This window comes from Marinobacter sp. (assembly GCF_965229985.1).
In the GTDB taxonomy this organism is placed as follows: domain Bacteria; phylum Pseudomonadota; class Gammaproteobacteria; order Pseudomonadales; family Oleiphilaceae; genus Marinobacter.
The window spans coordinates 4352415-4371288 of the sequence record NZ_OZ245935.1; the positions used below are offsets into that span (position 1 = coordinate 4352415).

The window sequence follows — 18874 nt, forward strand, 5'->3', positions numbered from 1 at the left end:
ACTGATTGGTTGTTGTCGAAAAAGTATTTACTTGCCGAGCACCTCGCGCAGGGCGGAAGCGACTTGTGGCAAGACGCGGTCGTTCAAACCGGCAACGTTTACGCGGCTGCTTTCCAGCATGTAGATGCCGTGTTCCTTCTGTAACCGGCCTACCTGCTCCGGACTGATTCCGAGGAACGAGAACATGCCTCGCTGACGGGCGATGAATTCGAAGTCGCCGACCGGTGAAAGCGCGCCGGCAAAAGCGTGACGCAGATGCAGGATGCGCTCACACATACCGTTTAGCTCCTGTTGCCACTGGGCTCGCAGGGCGTCATCGCCAAGGATGGTCTCCACTATTGAGGCGCCGTGGGCCGGTGGCATTGAATAATTCGACCGGATGACGCTCAGCAGTTGGCTGGTGGCGGCGGCATTTACGGTTGCGGTTTTCGAAACCAGGGCGAGAGCGCCGGTGCGCTCCCGGTAGAGGCCAAAGTTCTTGGAGCACGAGGCTGCGATCAGCATTTCAGGTACCGCACTGGCCAGGTACCTCAGGCCAGCTGCATCCGCGTCCAGGCCTTCGCCAAGGCCCTGATAGGCCATGTCCACGAAGGGCAGCAGGCCTTTGCGCTGGATCAGGCTGGTCACTTCGTGCCACTGGGCCAGGCTCAGGTCCGCGCCCGAGGGGTTGTGGCAGCACCCGTGCAGCAACACCACGTCGCCCGCATCCGCCCGTTCCAGGGTTTCCAGCATGGCGCCGAAGTCTACCTGCAGGGTCTCTGGATTGAGGTACCGATATTCGCGAATAGTCAGGCCGGCGCCACCAAGCAAAGGCAAGTGGTTGGCCCAGGTGGGCGTGCTGACCCAGACTTTTGTGTCCGCCTTGCACAGGCGCAGAAACTCGGCGGCCATACGCAGGGCGCCACATCCGCCCGGTGTCTGGATGACCGATACGCGACCGTCGCGGACCAGCGGGCTGTTGCTGCCCAGGATCAGCTCTGCCATGGCGCTGTTGAAGCCGGCGGACCCGGCCGGCCCCACGTAGCTCTTGGTGGTTTCACCCTCAAGCAGGCGACGCTCCGCTTCGTGCACGGCGGCCATGATGGGCGTATTGCCCGCATCATCCTTGTAGACACCGATGCCCAGGTCCACCTTGTCCGGGCGATTGTCCTCACGGAAGGTCTGCATCAGTTGCAGGATCGGATCCTGGGGCAGTGGCTGGAGTGCTTCAAACATGGTTTGCCTCCTCGTCGGCCTGTTGGGTGCGGATCAGGGTCGGGCGACCGGTGTCCAGCGCCTTGATCAGCTGAGTCTGTTTTTCACGAATGCTTTCTGCCGCTTGCTCCCTCACCGGGCCGTACCCGCGGACATCGGCAGGCAGCTCGGCAAGCTGAAGGAAGGTTTCGTAGTTGCTGGCGTTGAGCTCACGACCGATCCGGTCTACCAGGCTCTGATAGTCCTTCAGCATGGCCCGGTCCAGCTTGCGGTCGGCAGAATAGCGGAACGGATCGATTGCGGTTCCGCGCAGGCCGCGAAGTTTCGCCAGCAGCCGGAAGGCCCGGAACATCCAGGGGCCGAACCGGCGTTTTTTCGGGCGACCCTGGGCATCGGTCTCGCCGCTAAGCAGGGGCGGGGCCAGATGGAAGTGGACTTTGAAGTCACCCTCGAAGGTTTCATTCACCTCTTTCATGAAGTCGGTTTCGGCAAACAGTCGCGCGACTTCGTATTCGTCCTTGTAGGCCATGAACCGGTACAGTTGCTGGGCTACTGCACGAGTCAGCAGCAGGTTGGTTTCACCGAGGGACTCCTCAGCCTTCCGGACCCCTGCAACTGCGTCCCGGTATTGGTCGGCCCAACGCTGGTTCTGGTAGTTGACCAGGTGCTTATGCCGGGTGTTGATCAGTTCGTCCAGGGTTGGCTCGGTTTTGACCTCAACAACCTGGGCTTTGTTGTCGTCCATCAGATCCGTGACTGCGCTGGGTTCCACGGCCGCCAGTCGGCCCCAGCCGAAGGCTTCCTTGTTCCGCTCGATCGCCACGCCATTGAGTTCGATGGCCTTCATCAGGGCGGCTTCTGACAGGGGCAGCAGGCCCTTCTGCCAGGCAAAACCGAGCATCATCACGTTGGAGAATACGGTGTCGCCCATCAGTTTCTCGGCAATGCCATTGGCGTCCAGTTGGTCAAAGTGATCTTTTCCAACTGCGTCCTGCAGCAGGCCAAGCCGTTTGTCGGCCTTCATATCGGCGTCGCGGAAGAGCACGTAGTCGGCGGTAGGCAGTTCCGCTTCGTTGGCGACAATCCGGGTGTGGTTGGGCCGGAGAACGCTCAGGGCCTTCTGGGAAGACGCTACCACCAGATCACAGGCGATGACCGCATCGGCCTGGCCATTGCTGATCCGTACTTGGTGGAGCTTGTCCGGGGACGGTGCCATACGAACGTAGCTCAGCACCGTGCCGCCTTTCTGGGCGAAGCCCATGAAATCCAGTACCGAGGCACCGCGCGACTCCAGATGGGCCGCCATGGTGATCAGCTGGCCGACCGTCACCACTCCTGTACCGCCGACACCGCCCACGAGCAGATCGTAGGAGCCGGTCATTTCAGGCAATTTGGGAGCTGGGATGTCAGCCAGCTTGCGGGTGAGTACGGAGCCGGTGTCAACGCCGCGGGATTTGCGTAACTGACCGCCTTCAATGGTCACGAAGCTGGGGCAGAATCCGTTAACACAGGAGAAGTCCTTGTTGCATGAGGACTGGTCAATCTTGCGCTTGCGGCCCAGTTCGGTCTTGTGCGGCACCACCGAGAGACAGTTGGACTGCACCGAGCAGTCGCCACAGCCTTCGCAGACATGGTGGTTGATAAAGGCCCGCTTTGCCGGATCCGGGAACTGCTTGCGCTTGCGCCGGCGGCGCTTCTCGGCGGCACAGGTCTGGTCGTAGATCAGCACGGTACAACCAGGGATGTCACGCAATTCGCGCTGCACCTGGTCGAGCTCGGACCGATCGTGGAAGGTGACATCCTTGGGGAACAGGTCATGATGGCCATCGTATTTCTCGGGCTCATCACTGAGCACAACAACCCGATTGACCCCTTCTGCGGCCATTTGCTGGGCAATCCTGTCGACGGTGATCTGGCCGTCCACCGGCTGACCGCCGGTCATGGCCACGGCGTCGTTGAACAGGATCTTGTAGGTAATGTTGATGCCGGCAGCTACCGCCTGACGGATAGCCATGGAACCGGAATGGAAATAGGTGCCTTCACCCAGGTTCTGGAACACGTGGGGGTTGCCGGTATAGCGGCTCTTGCCAATCCAGTTGACCCCTTCGCCACCCATCTGGATGAGGGATTCCGTGTTCCGGCCCATCCAGGACGCCATAAAGTGGCAGCCAATGCCGGCCAGGGCCTTGCTGCCCTCAGGGACCTTGGTGGAGGTGTTGTGGGGGCAGCCAGAGCAGAAATAGGGCATACGCTTGACGCCGCCCGGATCCTGAGCGGTGGTCATGGCACTGATTTCAGCCATGCGCTCGCTGAAATCCACCTCGAAGAAGCGACCAAGACGGGCCGCCAGGAAGCCGGCAACCAGTTTCGGGCTCAACTCGCCGACATAGGGGATGAGCGGTCGGCCTAGCTCATCCTGTTTGCCAGTAATCAGAACCTCGCCAGGACGATCCGGCTCTGACATGTATTCCTTGATCTGGCTCTCAATGATGCCGCGCTTTTCCTCGATCACCAGGACTTCTTCCTTGCCGTGAACGAAGTCCAGGATGCCGCGACGCTCCAGGGGCCAGACCATGCCCACCTTGTAGATATCCAGACCCATGTCCCGGGCCTGGTCTTCATCGATGCCCAGCAGGTCCAGGGCTTCAAGCAGATCCAGGTGACCCTTGCCAGTAGTGACAATACCGAAGCGGGCTTCCTTGTTGTCGAACAGGCACCGGTCAATGCGGTTAGCCCGGGCAAAAGCCTGAACGGCTGCGAGCTTGTGTTCGATGCGGGTTTCCAGTTGCGGCCCCGGCAGGTCCGGCCAGCGGTAATGAAGGCCGCTTTCCGGAGCCGTGAAATCGTCCGGGGTAACAAAATCCGGCTCAGGTGGAATTTCGACAGAAGCTGCGCTTTCCACGGTTTCCGAGATCGCTTTGAAGCCGACCCAGCAACCGCTGTAGCGGGACAGGGCGTAGCCCCAGAGCCCGAACTCCAGATACTCGGCGATGTTGGCCGGGTTGATGGTGGGCATGAAGAAACTCATGAACGCCACATCAGACTGATGGGGCATGGACGATGATACGCAGCCGTGGTCATCACCCGCTACCACCAGCACGCCGCCATGGGGCGAGGAGCCATAGGTGGTGCCGTGTTTCAGTGCATCGCCTGCGCGGTCCACGCCCGGCCCTTTGCCATACCAGAGGCCGAAAACCCCGTCCACCTGCCGGTCTTCGTCGGTTTCCACCTGTTGGGTACCGAGCATGATCGTGGCGGCGAGGTCTTCGTTAATGGCGGGCACGAAATCGATTCGGTTTTTCTCCAGGAGATCCTTGGTCTGCCAGAGTGCCTGGTCGACAGCACCCAGAGGGGAGCCCCGGTAGCCACTCACCAGGCCGGCCGTATTCAATCCCTGTTTGCGATCCAGGGCTGCTTGCATCAGGGGGATTCGGACCAGCGCCTGTGTGCCGGTCAGGAACACCCGACCGGATTCCCGCAGGTAGCGGTCTTCGAGTTTGTAATCGTCGAGTTGTGGGGTATCGGCGGACATGGCGCCCTCCTTTTTGTCGATTTTATGACCAAAATTCTAGAGGGAAGTCCGCAAAAGGTGCTTGCGTATTGGGTGACGGTTTCGAGAGTTTGCGAAAGGACGTTTGATAAATGACAATAAAGAGAAAGAACCTTTGATAAAAGTCAGGTGTTACCAAATGAAACAGGTAGAGCTGGACAAGCTGGATCGGAAAATTCTATCGGCACTGCAGCAGGATGGGCGCATCAGTAACCAGTTACTGGCCGAGCAGGTGGGGTTGTCACCGGCTGCTTGCTGGCGCCGGGTGCGGACACTTGAGGAAAGTGGTGTGATCCAGGGATACAGCGCAAGAGTGGATCCGGAGCGCATTGGTCAGGGTCTGTGCGTGCTGGTCAATCTGTCGCTGCAGAGGCACAACATCGACAGTACGGCAGAAATTGAGCAGCAGGTGAGCAGCTACCCCGAGGTACTTCAGTGTTTCGCGGTGACCGGTAATGCCGATTTCGTGCTCAGGGTGATTGTGCCGGACATGGCCAGTTACGATCGGTTCCTGAACGAAAAGATCTTCACCCTGCAGGGCATTGCCCAGGTTAATTCAAACTTTGCGTTGCGGGAGATAAAGAATACCGAGACGATCCCGGTGGAAGGCATTCAGTAGGTTCAGGACGGGTACCTGAACGAAAAAAGGCAGCCGAAGCTGCCTTTTTCTAAACGTGTCGTCTGCTATTTGCAGAGCATCTCTTTATAATTAAAGAGCGACTACGTTTTCCGCCTGAGGACCTTTCTGGCCCTGGGTAACGGTGAACTCGACCTGTTGGCCTTCAGCCAGAGTCTTGAAACCGCCGCCCTGAATGGCGCTGTAGTGAACGAAAACGTCCGGGCCGCTTTCGCGAGTAATAAAGCCAAAACCTTTTGCTTCGTTGAAAAACTTAACGTTGCCGGTAACTGTAGACATAATATTCTTTCCTGATTTCAATCATTTAATGTGCCGTCAGATCATCTTTTGATGCCTGATCAGCGGTATGCGGAAACAAAAAACTGGCGTGATCAAAAACAGGACGTGCTACTTGTTACAACTGAGCGGTCTTATTGATGAAATGCTTTGCTAAATCTTTCCAACGAGGCCCACTGTACTCTCACTGCCGGAGAATGCAAAGCTATTTCTTGTAGGCATAAACCGAGGTGTCGGTTTTTCTGTTACCCAGGAGGTCGAGCCTGCGAGGTTTGGCGATGGCAAAGCCCTGTGCATAGTCCACCTGAATCTCCTTCAGGGTGTCCATGATTTCCATATCCTCGACGTATTCGGCAATGGTCTTCAGGTCGAGGAAATGGCACAGCTCGTTGATCGAGCGCACCATGGCGTAGTTAGTCAGGTTGGTGGCCATGTCCCTGACGAAAATGCCGTCGATTTTCACGAAGTCCACTGGCAGCTTCTGCAGGTAGGCATAGGAGGACAGGCCGGTGCCAAAGTCATCCAGGGCGAACCGGCAATTCAGGCGCTTCATTTCACGCATGAAATCGGAAGCAAAATGGAGGTTGGCCACGGCAGAGGTCTCGGTTATCTCAAAACAGATCTTGTGAGCCAGCTCCGGATTCGACCTGAGGTTGGATTCCAGGCCGAGCATGAAGCTGTCATCGCTTAAAGACGCGCCTGAGAGGTTGACGTTAAGAGTGGCGATTTTGTCCAGCGCCTCCGGATTGTCGCGCATCCAGGCCAGCACTTCGGAAATGACCCACAAATCAACTCGCGTGCTGCGTTTGAATTGTTCGGCCGCCTCAATATAGCCCTGGGGCGAGATTTCCTTGCCAGCGCTGTCTTTCAGGCCAAGCAAGAGTTCATACATCTTGCCTTCGCCGCTTTCCGGAGCAAGTGCAACAATTGGTTGGGCCCGGAGATAGAGGCTGCCGTCGCGGATAGTGCGGTCGATTTCGGTGACCCACTGAGGTGTGCCGATCTGCGACTGGTCTTTGTTTCCCCTTGCCAGTTCAATCCGGTTTCCGCCAAGCTTCTTGGCTGCCTTGAGTGACAGGCTCGCTTGATTGAGAAGATCACCGGGGGAGTTAGCGGCACCGGTAACCGGTCGGATACTGATGCTTACCGTTGCCTTGTATTCCGCCGGCCCATGCTGGAAAACCTGCTGCTCGAAGTTTCGGCGCAGGGATTCTGCGAAATCGAGGCAGTCCTCCGTGCTGATGTTATTGATGAGCACTGCAAACTCGTTGCCGCTTATCCGGCCAACGTGTGATTCTGAGAAACGGGACTCGCAAGCTTGCCGAAGCGTGTCGGCGACGTGTCTTAACAGGGTGTCTCCGGCTTCCGCGCCATAGGAAGCGTTGATGACACTGAACTCGTCTATGTCCAGTACCATCAGGGCGGAAGAACTGTCTTCCGGAGATGATGGTGCTGTGCTGATCAGCCCCGACACCTGCTTTTCGAAGTCATGGCGATGCATGCAGCCGGTCAGGGCGTCGTGGGTGGCCTGGAAATTCAGCTTCCGGTAAACCTCCTCAACAATGCTGAACAGGCTTTGATCAAGGAACGGGATGTCGCCATCTTCTACCAGCCAGGCTTCGCCCTCGGCGAGCTTCTGGACAAATTCCGAGAACCCGTAACTGACTTCGCTCATTCCCTTGGGTGAGAGAAAAACAAACCGGAGTGACTCCTCGCCACCCCAAACCAGGCGCATGCGACGGGGCTCCCCGCTGTCTAGCCAGACTTCAACCCAATCGCCGACGGCTATGTCCTTTGCCCTTGAGACCCAACGGCTGTCCTCAATCTCTGGAGGCAATGTAAGCGGCGCCTCATCGTCGTCGCCGTACTCCTCCACCCAGGTGGTCTGTGCCTCCACATGGCCCTGAAGAATTTCGGATAACTCGTCTATCACGGGTCGTATTCGTGAGACATCACCGGCCGTTCTGAGCTCCCGTTCAATAAACTGCAGCACCACACTGCTTTCAAGTTCTCGTTCAAATGCCAGCTCTTCGGAGGTGCCGGCAGGAGACAGCCAGGCCTGGAGTTGCGCCACTACATCAATGAGTTCTTCACAGTGTCGGCTTTCCTGACCTTCCCGCAACATGGTCAGAACGATCAGTTGCTCCCAGCCCGCCTGAAGAAGACCGATCAGAATTTTCGGAACCTGCCGGCCGCCAAGGAGCGCGTTCACCCTTTGCCTGGCCTGCTTGCGAGTTCTGCGCAGGCGCTCTTTGCCCTCCAGGGTTTTGGCCAGCCGTTCTGAATTCCGGATAAACGATTGATCCTGCCGTTCAACAAGCTGTTTCAGCCTTTGGCCCAGAGTCTCCAGCAGTTCTGGGTCCGAAACCTCAATCTCTGTCAGTTCCTCGACGATGTCGGCAACTGTCGCTTCCAGTTTCTTGCTCGATGCTCTTTCAGCAAGGCAGATGTGCATCAGGTTGTTAATAATGTCCCGGGCAGGGTGGTCGTCGGCATTCAGAAAGTCAGGTGTCTCAACCAGCGTTTCAAATACCGGCAGCCGAAGTTTTTGCAGTTGGTGGCGGAGCGAACCCGACAGCTCCTCGTGAGTCTTTAGCGGCGCAAACAGCCGGTCCACCAGGTTGGCCTTCTCCACCGCTGTGCGGTCCAGAGAGCTTGCCAGGTCTGAGTCCGAGTCGGCCAGTTCCTGGAGCAACCCAGCCATATCCGGTTCGTCGTCGTGTAAGCGATTCAGAAGCTCGCGGCGCCGGGAACGGAGGTTTTCTGAAAGCTTCGGGTTCGGCTCCTCCCAGTCTGCGAGTTCGGAGGAGGGGCTTGCTTCCAGTGCCATCAATTGGAACAGGGAGCGTCCAGCCGATGGCATCTCTGATGTCGCATGCCCAATGTCTTCCGTTCCCGCCGGCTCGGCCGATGAGTTCTTCACGGTTCCAGTAGTTGAATCTGCTTCTTCTGATGGGTGGTCCCTCAGCGACCAGTTTGCCGGCAACTCAGAGATGTCCAGGGCTTCAAGTCCGGCCCGGCGGCAATCATTGATCAGGGAGCGGATTGCCGCGGGCCAGACTCTGCCCAGAGCGCTTTCCCAGGCTCGGTAAATGGTCAGGCGATGCTCCCGCGCAATGCCCAGATGGTCGACCATGTATTGCAGGCAAACACAAAGCGCTCGAGGTGTCAGCGGGTTGTTGTCATCGTTGACGTCCTGCCGGAAAATCTGGTTCAGAAACTGGTTGAGCAAGAAGGTTGCGCCGGAATTTGCCTTGCTTATCCCCGTGGCAATGGCTTGCAAATCAAGCCAGTCTTCAAACTCGTGTTGTTGCAGCAGGTGCAACTCCTTGCTGCCGGCCCGGGACTCAGTGGCGGGCTCAAGGGTCGCCTGATTGGCCTGGAACTGGGCCTGGAAATCCTGGAGCATCCGCTGCTGGCGGCTCTGGAAGATGAAGCGTATATCCTTGAGGCGGGTGATTTCACGCAGTTCGGCCGCCTGTTCCAGGTCGGCTTCAATGCCCTCGAAGGTACCCTCCATAAACTCCGGAAGTAATTGTTCCAGAAGTCGACGGCAATGCTGGTGGTAAAGTTGTTTCAGTGCAGGGTCTGGCGCCGCGTCTGCAAGCCTGCTCCTGCCCGTGTGCTGAACCAGAAGATCAACTTCGCGCTTCAGGTCCGGGGTGATGCCCGCGATGTCGAGCGAAATGCTGTTGCCACGGCCAGCACGGACCGCGCCCCTGAAATGGATATGCTGCTTGTCATGATCGTGATCGAGGAAGACATGAAGATCCGCCTGCCCGGCGGCAGACGATGACAGTTGGTCCAGTACAGCGGGCGAAGTAAATTGCTTCAGGCTGAGGCGAAGCTCTTTGCTGTCCAGAGCCACGCTGTCAATGACGCAGCCGCAGGGAATCAGGCCCGGTGTAACAACAACCGCATCCTTGCTGAGTCTGGACTGTTTTGCGTTGAGCGAGGGCATTGACCGCCTTCCTGAGCAGCGAAAAATGAATCTTTGTTCAATTTATCCTGAATGCAGTTTAATTCGAACTTCACCAAACGCAAAGTGAATCTACAAAAGCGACACACTAGACGTCCTGCACTAGCCTGAATCCACGACTGCATTATAGACGCTCAGTGGCTTCAAACATCAGATCCTTGCCCAGGGTATAGCGTGCGAAATCCCTCGCCAGATACAGGTTTCCCCGATAAATACCTGTGGCCTCGGACTCGATCTCACCAATGTGCGGATAGGCATCCGGATTCAACTGATATCGGGAGCTGAAATGGGTAAGTACGAGATTCGGGACACCTGCCGCCTCGGCGAAGCGGGCCACCTGGGCAGCGGAGCTGTGTTGCGGCCAGGGGCCGACCCGGTCCGAGACTTCCTGTGTGTAGGTTGCCTCATGGACAACCACCTGAACATCAGTGCTCGCTTCCAGAAGCAGGTCGGGCTGATCGTTGTCACCGGCGACGATGACTTTGCGCGGTTTCCTGGCAATTTGGGTGTAGTCATCGCAACGGGCAAGGCGACCATCTTCCAACACCACGTCCTGGCCCTGTTGCAGTCGGCCCCAGGCCGGACCGGCCTCAATACCATCCGCTTCAAGCTTGTCCCGGAGCAGCTGGCGTTCCAGATTCTTTTCAGTGAACACAAACGCCCGGCAGGACACACGATGGGAAAGGGGAACCGCCGTAACCGACAGCGCGTCGTCTTCCCAGCGGAAATTCTCTGCTTCGGAATCGACAAATCTCAGTTCAAAGCTGAGGCTGGAGTCACTGTTGCCCAGAGCCGCCTCAATGAAGGTTCTCACCGGACGGGGCGCGACCAGGTAGAGCGGGGCGGTTCGGCCAAGCATGGAGGCACTGGTCAGCAGCCCGGGGAGCCCGAAGGTATGATCGCCATGAATGTGAGTGATAAATATGGCCTGCAGCTGCATCACCGAATGGTGCGTTCTCAACAACTGGTGCTGGGTACCTTCCCCACAGTCAATCAGGTACCAGTGTTTCGGTCCGCCGTGGCTAAGCGCCAGACCAGTCACATTGCGGGATTTTGTGGGCGTTCCGGCTGAAGTGCCGAGGAAGGTGAATTCCATACCAGGCCTTTTCGGGTTAACGTGTCGACTCTCTGTCCGCCATAATACGAAGGTAGCAGATTTGAGAAACCATTAGCCGGGGCGACCGCTAATGAGCCGGTTTGCGACATACACATAAGGAGTGCTGTCTTGTCTGAATTGTCCAGTTACGAGAGTTTTTCGATTGAGGTCAAAGACCATATCGCCCACGTCCAGTTCAGCCGTCCTGAGGCCCTGAACACGATGAACAAGGCGTTCTGGCTTGAGTTGCCCCGTTGCATGCAGGATATAGAAGCCAACACCGACGCCCGTGTGATCGTGATTTCCTCTACCGGCAAGCACTTTTCGGCCGGAATGGATCTTGGCGTGTTCAGCGATCCCAAGGCGGTGCCCATGAATGGGGACCCCGGGCGCATGGCGGAAAACCTGCGCAGGGTTGTTCTGCAGCTGCAGGATACGCTGACCTCCCTGGAAAAAATTCGACTCCCTGTGCTGGCGGCCATCCACGGTGGCTGCATTGGCGGCGCTCTTGATCTGGTCTGTGCGGCTGACAGCCGTTATTGCACCGAGGATGCCTACTTCACCATCAAGGAAACCGAGCTGGGCATGACCGCTGACGTTGGCACGCTTCAGCGCCTGCCGAAACTGATGCCCGAAGGTGTGGTTCGCGAACTGGCTTATACCGGGCGCAAGTTTTCCGCCACTGAGGCGCAGAATCTTGGCTTCGTAAACGCCGTCTATGCTGACCAGGAAGCCATGCTGGCAGCGGTTATGGATATCGCTGGTCAGATTGCCGCGAATTCCCCGTTGGCCGTCACTGGCTGCAAGGAAATGCTCAATTACAGTCGCGACCACAGCGTGGAAGACAGCCTGAAGTACATGGCCACCTGGCAGGCGGGCATGTTCCGCCCGACAGACATGATGAAAACTTTCCAGGCCAAAGCCCAGAAGCAGGCGCCTCAGTATGACGCACTGTTTCCGGTGAAGCCGTTGTTCGATCAGTAAATGGCGCTGCGGAAACGGCGAACATCCGGTATTTCCTCCAATGCCGCGCTGTTATTCCAGGGCGGCATTGGCGTAATCGGGTTACTGGCTATTCTGATATTCGGGATTCCGGTGCTGCTCGTCGGTCCGGGTCTCTGGCCGAGCCTGCTTTACGGCGCCGTCGGCGCAGCGGCCACCTATGGCATGCTGCTCCTGCTGACACGCTTGCCTGGCTTGTTCCCTGAAAACCTCGAGCGCCAGATGCAGGGCCTGTATGACTTTGCCACCGGCTACTCCCCGGCCGTGTTGGTCCTGCTGTCCCTGTTGGCGGGTATTGGCGAGGAGCTGCTGTTCCGCGGCGCAATCCAGGGCTGGCTGATGGCCCATACGGACCCGGTGACGGCCGTGTTGGCAGCATCGGTGCTGTTCGGGCTGGTGCACTACGTATCGTTTACTTATTTTCTGGTGGCAACCGGACTTGGTTTGATACTGGGTGCAGCCTATGTGCTATCGGAGAGTCTGACGTTGGTCATGATCTGGCATGCCCTCTACGACATGATTGCCTTGTATTGCCTGCTCCGGTTTCCACGCTGGTTTGGTGTCAGAATTGTCGATCCCGGTGGAAACCGGTCTCATGAATAGTCGACATCTTCCCGGCCGGCACTCTTGCGGGCCTCAAAGTTGGACAGCTCAACGTTGATGGCATTGGTTGAGATCTGGATTTCATACAATGAGTACAGCAGCGAGAACGAAAGCAGTACCAGGCTGGCGCCAAACGCCACCACACCCGGCAGATCTGCGCCGAGGAAAAGCAGGAACATGGAAACCGTGCACAGGAAGAAACTGAGCACCCCGTAGGCCTGCATTCGTTTGGTCAGCACAATCCGTTTGCGCAGCATGCTGATCTGGCGGGCGATCAGTGCATGATCCTCTTCCGTGTCCATCTGCTTGAGTTGGCGTATCAGTTGCGCGAGCACCAGAAACCGGTTGGTATAAGCCAGCAACAGAAGTGAAATGGCCGGGAAGAGCAGGGCGGGTGTTGTCAGATCCAATCTAGTGTCCTTTGCCGTGGTGGTGTGTGAGCTGGCTTACCAGCTCCCGGAGTTCAGCCGCTGGATCGTTTTGACCGGCCGGTTGTATATATACACCCAGGCAGGCCCGTGGCGGGTGCCCATGGTCTGGCGGATATACAGGCTGCTTTGCGGGCGTTCAGGAGCATAATCTTCCAGTTCGTCCAGCACCCTCAGCATCGGATCCGTTACTGCATAGACTTCCACGCGAACGCCCGGGGAGGGTTCCTTGATGGCGCCGGGGTAAGGACCCAGGTGGTACAGACTCAATTCAGGCATCCGGTCGGTTCCGACAAACCGGGCGCCTCGCAGAATATGACTGTTGTTCCGGCCTCGTTTCAAGGTGCCGTAGACGGCCACAAGATGCTTCAGTCTGATCGCTTTTCTCCTTCTCTCACGAGCCCGAATGAAGTATGGCTGCAGACCGCAGAGCGTTGGTCAGCCGGTCCATCACGCCGCCGCCGTGACGCCAGAAATGCCAGTATAGCTGCACTTCCAGAGTTTGTTCAGGCGCGATGCTCACCAGTCGCCCGGCGGCAATTTCCGGTCGGGCCTGCATTTCCGGAATCATACCGTAGCCCATACCCGCCAGCGCCAGTTTTACAAAACCTTCCGAGGAAGGGCAAAGGTGGTGGGGGAAGGTGCCGTGATAGCCGCACTGGGCCAGGAACCGGTGTTGCAGCTGGTCATTGGGCCCGAAAACGATGGCCGGTGCACTCTGCAGGCTGGCCTCGCTGAGGCCGTTTGCGAAATAGCGTTGAACATAGTCCGGAGTTGCCAGCGGCATGTAGGTCATGGTGCCAATGGGTACGCATCGGGCACCGGCAACTGGCTGGGGGCTGCTGCACAGGCAGGCAGCCACATCCCCTTCGCGCATCCGGCGGAGGCCAATGTCCTGGTCCTCCACCACAAGATCCAGCAGCAGGGTCTCGTCCGCGCAGAAACTGCCCACGGCTCCTGCCCACCAGGTGGCCAGGCTGTCGGCATTCAGCGCGATGCGCAGTCTTGCCGTGGGTTCCGAGATCGCCGGAATGGATTTTGTCAGGTCTCTTTCCAGCAACTGCACCTGCTGAACGTGGTTAAGCAGGCGTTGCCCGGCCGGCGTGGCTTTGAGCACCGGGCTACGAACCAGAACCGGCTGCCCGAGCCGGATTTCCAGCGTGCGAATGCGCTGGGAAATGGCCGACTGGCTTAGCCCGAGTGCCAGGCCAGCCCGTTCGAACCCGCCGCACTCAATAACCGTCGCCAGTGCTTCCAGCAGTTTGTAATCAATCATAAGTAAAACTGATGCAGCATTATGAGTATGAATTTCAAGTATAGATGTAAAGCGGTAACCTTGCGCCAATCAATGAGGAGAAACCAACGTGCTTGAGAGTTACCTGACCGGATTGATTGTGTGTGGCGGCATTATCGTGGCGATCGGTGCGCAGAACGCCTATTTGCTGAGCCAGGCAATCCGCCGGGAACATCATTGGTGGTCAGCCGGATTGTGCATGGTGGCGGATGTCACGCTGTTTACCCTGGGCATGTTCGGCATCAGTGCTGCCCTGATGGCCATGCCTGAGGCGTTGCAGATTCTCCGCTGGCTCGGGGTGGCCTTCCTGGGCTGGCTTGCGGTCCAGTCCTTTGTCCGCGCGAGCCGTGGTAGGGCGGCCCTTGAAGCGGGTGAGGTAACCAAACGAAGCCTCAAGGCCGTGGTGTTCACAACCCTGGCAGTAACCCTGCTGAATCCCCAGGTTTATCTCGATACGCTGCTCCTGATCCCCGCTATCGGAGCCCAGCAAGAGGACGCGACCACCTTCGTGGCCGGTGCGAGCAGTGCCTCGATTCTCTGGTTTGGTCTGCTGGCCTGGGGTGGCTCGGCGCTGGCCCCGATTCTCGCCCGGCCGCTGGCCTGGCGGATTATCGATGGTGTCATCGGCGTTATGATGGCAGCCATCGCCCTGCACCTGACTTTCAGTGGTCTTTGAAATTGGTGGTCTTTCATATTCAAACGGTCGTATGAATTTCTTGCATTGGCACGCTCCCAGCTGGAAGATAGCGTGCTATTGAATTTGCAGTCATTTTTACCACCGAGGATATTTGATGAATGCCACTGTACGTCGCTGGCTTGCCAGCGCCGGAGCCATGCGCCGTGTGCTGTCTACGTTTGCTCCCTATATCGGTGCTGGAATCCGGGTGACCCATATTGCTGAGGATTTCAGCTCGGCCCGGGTGGAGATGGGCCAGCACTGGTACAACACCAATTACGTGGGTACGCACTTTGGCGGTTCGCTCTACAGCATGGTCGATCCCATGTACATGCTGTTGCTGATGCGACGACTGGGCAACGACTACATCGTGTGGGATAAATCCGCGAGTATCGATTTTATCCGCCCGGGCAAGGGCAAAGTGATGGCCCGGTTTGAGCTGACCGATGAGCGTGTTGACGAGATCCGGGCGGCAACGGCAGACGGAGACAAGATGCTGCCGGAGTGGGACGTGGAGATTGTTGATGAATCCGGTGAACTCGTGGCCAGGGTGCACAAAATTCTTTACGTTCGCCGGAAGAGAGGCTGAATCAGATTGGCCAGCCACTCTCAGTCAAAGCGCCGCGCCTCGGTCAGGCGGCCTTTCCAGTAATAGCCACTGATTGACGACTGGATTACGCCGGCAGATGTTGATGCGTGGATAAACCGGTCCCCGCCCATGTAGATCCCGGCGTGTTGCTCCTTACCGCCAATCCGGAAGAACACCACATCGCCCGGCCGAATCTCGCCGGGGTGAACCACGTCGCCACTGGCGAGCATCTGGGTTGTGGTTCGGGGCAGCTCTTTGCCCAGCCCTTCCTGGTAGGCGGTAAGAATGAACCCGGAACAATCAAAGCCATTGGAGGAGGTGCCGCCGTACTCATAGGGCGTGCCCCGATACCGCTCGAACACCTGCCAGAGTTTCTGTGCCCTGTCTGACGATGAAGCCTCAGCGGGCACTGACTGTAGCCCCGGGGAGGAATCCGGCTGCAAATGACCACTGCTGGCGCAGCCGCCCAGCGCAACCGCTGCGAGTGCCACAAATAAGATGTTCCGCAAGCAATAACGCATTCTGGATCCTGTGCATTTATCAACAGTCTTTACTGTAATAGTCGGCCTGAAGGATGTCAGGTTACGGATCGTGAGATTTTGTTGATACGGCTCAATGAAGTCTGGGTTGGTCGCCGGCTATCTTTTCTTCTCATGCAGGAATAGTCTGTCACGAGACCTCTCGGGAGAGCCGAAATGAGCGAAGGAAAACGCACGAATGCCATTCCGCCAGATACTCTGGCAACTATCCTTGAAAGCGCTGTACTGGCCCCTTCCAGTCACAATACACAGCCCTGGCGCTTTGAGATCAGCGAGACCGGTGTCTCTCTGTTTGCTGACCGGCTGCGGGCCTTGCCGGTAAACGACCCCGACGATAGGGAACTGACCATTAGCTGCGGGTGCGCCCTGTTCAATCTTCGGGTTGCGGCCGCCCATGCCGGATTTAATGCCCACTGCGCACTTCTGCCGGATCCCGGCGATGAGGATCTGCTTGCCACGGTCACGTTTACGCCAGCTTCCGGGTCGGAGGGCCGGCAATCCGGGCTGTTCCAGGCGATTACGAGGCGGCGGACGTATCGCAAGCGGTTTGAGCCAAAGCAGGTGCCTTCGAACGTGCTGAGCATTCTTGAAGAGTCGGCAGAGACCGAAGGGGCCTGGTTCCAGGTTCTGGACTCAGAGCATGCCCGCCATCAGGTGGCCGAGCTGGTGGCAGAGGGCGACGCTGCCCAGTGGTCCAACCCGAGCTGGCGACGGGAACTGGCCGCCTGGATGCATCCCCGCCGCAAGGGCGACGGTTTGACGGTTCCCGGGATGGTTGCGCCCGTGGCCCAGTTGGTGGTGCGCACGTTTGACATGGGGAATGGCGTGGGTGCCAAAGACCGGCAACTGGCCGATGAATCGCCGGTGATTGCTGCACTGGGAACCGCCGGAGATGGCGTAGAAGACTGGCTGAAGGCAGGGCAGGCGCTGGAGCGGGTCTTGCTTCGGTCTCTCGGGCAGGGGTTGCAGGCGTCCTATCTGAACCAGCCCATTCAGGTTGCGGTGCTGCGGCCGAAGCTTCAACACCTGCTCGGCCACTCTGGCTTTCCCCAGATCCTGCTCAGGTTGGGGTTCCCGGCCACGGATTTGCCGGCGGCTCCCAGACGTAATCTGCAGGAAGTTGTAGAAAACTCGGACGCACGGGATATCAAGGCGAAACAGGCAAGCCGGCGGTAATCGGTTCTTCCTCGTCAGTGTCTGGCTTTGGTGACCACTTCCGGTGTCGCTGGCTCACCGGGTGTGCCAGCGAGAATGCGGTCAGCATCAAGAGAGGCAATCGGCACCCGGGTATCCCTGGGAACATCGCCGCTCAGTTGCAGCTCAAGATAGCGGAGCGCACAGACCCGAAGGAAGGACGTGAAGTTACCGAGGTCGTGGCCGGCATCAATGGACTCGTGATAAAGCCGGGTGATCATTTGCGGCAGGTTCATGCCATCCCGTTCGGCCAGCTCGGCCAGTACCTGCCAGAAGGCGTTTTCCATGCGCACACTGGTCACCATCCCATCAATGCGCAGGGAATGAGTCCGGCTAACCCAAAGCTCCGGGTCGGCGTTGATGAAGAGCTTGCACATGTGGGCCTCCCGGGAAGGGATAAGGGGCCGGTGGGCTGGCCCCTGCTCCATTACTGATCCAGCAATTTGAAGAATTGTGCCAGCCAGGCCGGATGAGCAGGCCACGCAGGCGCTGTTACCAGATTAGCATCGGTGACCGCCTGATCAACCTCGATAGCGGCGAACGTACCGCCGGCCAGTTCCACTTCCGGTTGGCAGGCCGGGTAGGCAGAGCATTTGCGCCCCTCCAGAACTCCGGCTGCGGCCAACAGCTGGGCACCATGGCAGATCGCCGCCACGGGCTTGTTGGTCTCAAAAAAGTGGCGAACCAGGTTCTGCACGTCCTTGTTGAGGCGCAGGTATTCAGGTGCTCGACCGCCCGGGACTACCAGCGCGTCGTAGTTAGCCGGGTCCAGTCCATCAAAATCCGCATTCAGGGCGAATCGGTGCCCTGGCTTTTCGGTGTAGGTCTGGTCACCCTCGAAATCATGAATGGCCGTGGCAACAGTGTCGCCGGCTTTTTTGTCGGGGCATACGGCGTGAACCGTGTGGCCAACGGCCTGCAGTGCCTGGAACGGCACCATGGTTTCGTAGTCTTCGGTGAAGTCACCGGTAATCATCAGAATCTTCTTCCCGCTCATGGCTGTCTCCTTGTGTTTGTCGTGCCAAGTCCAGAAACAGTATCAGCGTCGGTGGTGAGGCGGGTATTAAAGGACTACTACAGGCCTCAGGTCTCCCGGATCAGGTCCGGCGAGTTATGCCTGGGATTATTCACCTCCGGCGAAACGGGAACGGCTTTCAGCTGTTCAGGATCCAGGCGATGGGTGACCGACCGCACCTGCGACCGGTCTGAAATTTCCGGATTCAGCCAGTCCCTCAGGCAGGCCGGATCAAGCACCACGGGCTGACGTTCATGGATATGCTTCAGGTGTTCGCTGGCCGGTTCGGTGATGATGGCGCAAGCCGTGGTTTCGTCACCCTCCCTGGGAGTCCAGAGGCCGGCGAAGAAAATCGCCGGATACTTCCCGGAGTCCACTGGTGTTATGTAGTGGGGTTCCTTGCCGTGTTCCGTCTGCTGCCATTCATACCAGCCGTTGGCAGGTATGAGGCAGCGGTGGTGGGCAAAGGCGTCCCGGAAGTATTTTGATGTCGCCGCTGTTTCCGCCCTGGCATTGATCGGGGCAGGGGCTTTTTCATCGGCCCAGGCCGGGCGGAACCCCCAGTGGGAGTGGGCCATGATCAGGGGGCCGGTCATGGTTTTCCGGATCATGGGAATGCCTGTGCCGGGAGGGATGTTGTAGCTGGGGTCAAAGTGCCCATCCACCTCCATACCCTCAGGAAAAAACTCGAGGATCAGGGTGTCCGGCGGCGTATAAAAGGTGAATCGTCCGCACATGGTCGTTGGTTGTTCCTTGATCGAATCCCGGTGCCGAAAGCCCGCGGTTCTGTATTCTGTTAACC

Annotated in this window: 18 protein-coding genes; 6 read left to right on the plus strand and 12 right to left on the minus strand. The window is 58.1% G+C overall.

Going from position 1 to position 18874, the window contains the following annotated elements; all coding sequences use genetic code 11:
* Positions 1-27 precede the first annotated feature (27 nt).
* Together ACO06L_RS20025 and ACO06L_RS20030 are read right to left on the minus strand one after the other, a co-directional pair.
* A complete protein-coding gene (locus ACO06L_RS20025; RefSeq protein WP_202347169.1) occupies positions 28-1215 on the minus strand; it encodes an aromatic amino acid transaminase in 1188 nt (395 codons plus the stop codon).
* Positions 1208-4726: an indolepyruvate ferredoxin oxidoreductase family protein gene (locus ACO06L_RS20030; RefSeq protein ID WP_202347170.1), complete on the minus strand. Its 3519-nt coding sequence runs from the start codon at positions 4724-4726 to the stop codon at positions 1208-1210. Before ACO06L_RS20030 ends, ACO06L_RS20025 begins: the two co-directional genes overlap by 8 nt.
* A 157-nt stretch (positions 4727-4883) precedes the next feature.
* On the opposite strand from ACO06L_RS20030, the gene ACO06L_RS20035 reads away from it, so the two are divergent.
* Positions 4884-5363 carry an Lrp/AsnC family transcriptional regulator gene (locus ACO06L_RS20035; protein WP_064227189.1) on the plus strand — a complete coding sequence of 160 codons (480 nt, stop codon included), beginning with the start codon at positions 4884-4886 and terminating at the stop codon, positions 5361-5363.
* Between the two features lie 90 nt (positions 5364-5453).
* Here the strand turns inward: ACO06L_RS20035 and ACO06L_RS20040 are convergent, their stop codons facing one another.
* The 3 genes from ACO06L_RS20040 to ACO06L_RS20050 all read right to left on the minus strand — a co-directional run bounded on the left by ACO06L_RS20040 (position 5454) and on the right by ACO06L_RS20050 (position 10732).
* Positions 5454-5660 (minus strand): cold-shock protein, encoded by a 207-nt coding sequence (locus ACO06L_RS20040; protein ID WP_008176018.1) that lies wholly within the window; start codon positions 5658-5660, stop codon positions 5454-5456.
* 202 nt (positions 5661-5862) lie between these two features.
* On the minus strand, positions 5863-9618 hold the full coding sequence (locus ACO06L_RS20045; protein ID WP_202347171.1) for a DUF1631 family protein: 3756 nt from the start codon (positions 9616-9618) through the stop codon (positions 5863-5865).
* A gap of 142 nt (positions 9619-9760) precedes the next feature.
* Complete coding sequence (locus tag ACO06L_RS20050) at positions 9761-10732, minus strand: ribonuclease Z (RefSeq protein ID WP_202347172.1); 972 nt, start codon at positions 10730-10732, stop codon at positions 9761-9763.
* Positions 10733-10870: 138 nt separating this feature from the next.
* Between ACO06L_RS20050 and ACO06L_RS20055 the strand changes: the two genes are divergently transcribed.
* Both ACO06L_RS20055 and ACO06L_RS20060 read left to right on the plus strand, forming a co-directional pair.
* Entirely contained in the window at positions 10871-11716 is an 846-nt protein-coding gene (locus ACO06L_RS20055) for a crotonase/enoyl-CoA hydratase family protein (protein WP_227512655.1), read from the plus strand.
* Positions 11717-12337: a CPBP family intramembrane glutamic endopeptidase gene (locus ACO06L_RS20060; RefSeq protein ID WP_202347173.1), complete on the plus strand. Its 621-nt coding sequence runs from the start codon at positions 11717-11719 to the stop codon at positions 12335-12337.
* Here ACO06L_RS20060 and ACO06L_RS20065 read toward each other — a convergent pair.
* From ACO06L_RS20065 to ACO06L_RS20075, 3 genes are read right to left on the minus strand one after another with little or no spacing between them, the layout of a single operon-like run.
* Entirely contained in the window at positions 12328-12747 is a 420-nt protein-coding gene (locus ACO06L_RS20065) for a DUF2721 domain-containing protein (RefSeq protein WP_202347174.1), read from the minus strand. The two genes, ACO06L_RS20060 and ACO06L_RS20065, sit on opposite strands and share 10 nt — an antisense overlap.
* 36 nt (positions 12748-12783) lie before the next feature.
* On the minus strand, positions 12784-13125 hold the full coding sequence (locus ACO06L_RS20070; RefSeq protein ID WP_320407631.1) for a gamma-glutamylcyclotransferase family protein: 342 nt from the start codon (positions 13123-13125) through the stop codon (positions 12784-12786).
* A 34-nt stretch (positions 13126-13159) separates the two neighbouring features.
* Positions 13160-14041, minus strand: coding sequence for a LysR family transcriptional regulator ArgP (locus tag ACO06L_RS20075; RefSeq protein WP_202347175.1), 882 nt, complete (start codon positions 14039-14041; stop codon positions 13160-13162).
* Positions 14042-14129: 88 nt separating this feature from the next.
* Between ACO06L_RS20075 and ACO06L_RS20080 the strand changes: the two genes are divergently transcribed.
* Both ACO06L_RS20080 and ACO06L_RS20085 read left to right on the plus strand, forming a co-directional pair.
* Entirely contained in the window at positions 14130-14735 is a 606-nt protein-coding gene (locus tag ACO06L_RS20080; RefSeq protein WP_064227196.1) for a LysE/ArgO family amino acid transporter, read from the plus strand.
* A 115-nt stretch (positions 14736-14850) separates the two neighbouring features.
* Complete coding sequence (locus ACO06L_RS20085; protein WP_202347176.1) at positions 14851-15324, plus strand: DUF4442 domain-containing protein; 474 nt, start codon at positions 14851-14853, stop codon at positions 15322-15324.
* Between the two features lie 20 nt (positions 15325-15344).
* On the opposite strand, the gene ACO06L_RS20090 is transcribed toward ACO06L_RS20085, so the two are convergent.
* On the minus strand, positions 15345-15815 hold the full coding sequence (locus ACO06L_RS20090) for a C40 family peptidase (protein ID WP_320407632.1): 471 nt from the start codon (positions 15813-15815) through the stop codon (positions 15345-15347).
* 204 nt (positions 15816-16019) lie between these two features.
* Here ACO06L_RS20090 and ACO06L_RS20095 point away from each other — a divergent pair, with 204 nt between their 5' ends.
* Positions 16020-17039, plus strand: a complete 1020-nt coding sequence (locus ACO06L_RS20095) for an Acg family FMN-binding oxidoreductase (protein ID WP_202347178.1) — start codon at positions 16020-16022, stop codon at positions 17037-17039.
* A 14-nt stretch (positions 17040-17053) separates the two neighbouring features.
* Here ACO06L_RS20095 and ACO06L_RS20100 read toward each other — a convergent pair whose 3' ends face one another.
* From ACO06L_RS20100 to ACO06L_RS20110, 3 genes are all read right to left on the minus strand, one after another.
* The gene (locus tag ACO06L_RS20100; RefSeq protein ID WP_064227500.1) at positions 17054-17434 is read right to left on the minus strand and encodes a ribbon-helix-helix domain-containing protein; all 381 of its coding nucleotides are present in this window, start codon (positions 17432-17434) and stop codon (positions 17054-17056) included.
* 50 nt (positions 17435-17484) lie between these two features.
* Entirely contained in the window at positions 17485-18054 is a 570-nt protein-coding gene (locus tag ACO06L_RS20105) for a DJ-1/PfpI family protein (protein WP_064227501.1), read from the minus strand.
* An 86-nt stretch (positions 18055-18140) separates the two neighbouring features.
* Positions 18141-18809: an SOS response-associated peptidase gene (locus tag ACO06L_RS20110; RefSeq protein WP_202347179.1), complete on the minus strand. Its 669-nt coding sequence runs from the start codon at positions 18807-18809 to the stop codon at positions 18141-18143.
* Positions 18810-18874: the final 65 nt, after the last annotated feature.

Coding starts and splice junctions, on each gene's coding strand:
- ACO06L_RS20100 (WP_064227500.1), bottom strand. CDS start 17,434: ATGTGCAAGCTCTTCATCAACGCCGACCCGGAGCTTTGGGTTAGCCGG.
- ACO06L_RS20050 (WP_202347172.1), bottom strand. CDS start 10,732: ATGGAATTCACCTTCCTCGGCACTTCAGCCGGAACGCCCACAAAATCC.
- ACO06L_RS20045 (WP_202347171.1), bottom strand. CDS start 9,618: ATGCCCTCGCTCAACGCAAAACAGTCCAGACTCAGCAAGGATGCGGTT.
- ACO06L_RS20075 (WP_202347175.1), bottom strand. CDS start 14,041: ATGATTGATTACAAACTGCTGGAAGCACTGGCGACGGTTATTGAGTGC.
- ACO06L_RS20110 (WP_202347179.1), bottom strand. CDS start 18,809: ATGTGCGGACGATTCACCTTTTATACGCCGCCGGACACCCTGATCCTC.
- ACO06L_RS20040 (WP_008176018.1), bottom strand. CDS start 5,660: ATGTCTACAGTTACCGGCAACGTTAAGTTTTTCAACGAAGCAAAAGGT.
- ACO06L_RS20025 (WP_202347169.1), bottom strand. CDS start 1,215: ATGTTTGAAGCACTCCAGCCACTGCCCCAGGATCCGATCCTGCAACTG.
- ACO06L_RS20085 (WP_202347176.1), top strand. CDS start 14,851: ATGAATGCCACTGTACGTCGCTGGCTTGCCAGCGCCGGAGCCATGCGC.
- ACO06L_RS20060 (WP_202347173.1), top strand. CDS start 11,717: ATGGCGCTGCGGAAACGGCGAACATCCGGTATTTCCTCCAATGCCGCG.
- ACO06L_RS20095 (WP_202347178.1), top strand. CDS start 16,020: ATGAGCGAAGGAAAACGCACGAATGCCATTCCGCCAGATACTCTGGCA.
- ACO06L_RS20105 (WP_064227501.1), bottom strand. CDS start 18,054: ATGAGCGGGAAGAAGATTCTGATGATTACCGGTGACTTCACCGAAGAC.
- ACO06L_RS20030 (WP_202347170.1), bottom strand. CDS start 4,726: ATGTCCGCCGATACCCCACAACTCGACGATTACAAACTCGAAGACCGC.
- ACO06L_RS20035 (WP_064227189.1), top strand. CDS start 4,884: ATGAAACAGGTAGAGCTGGACAAGCTGGATCGGAAAATTCTATCGGCA.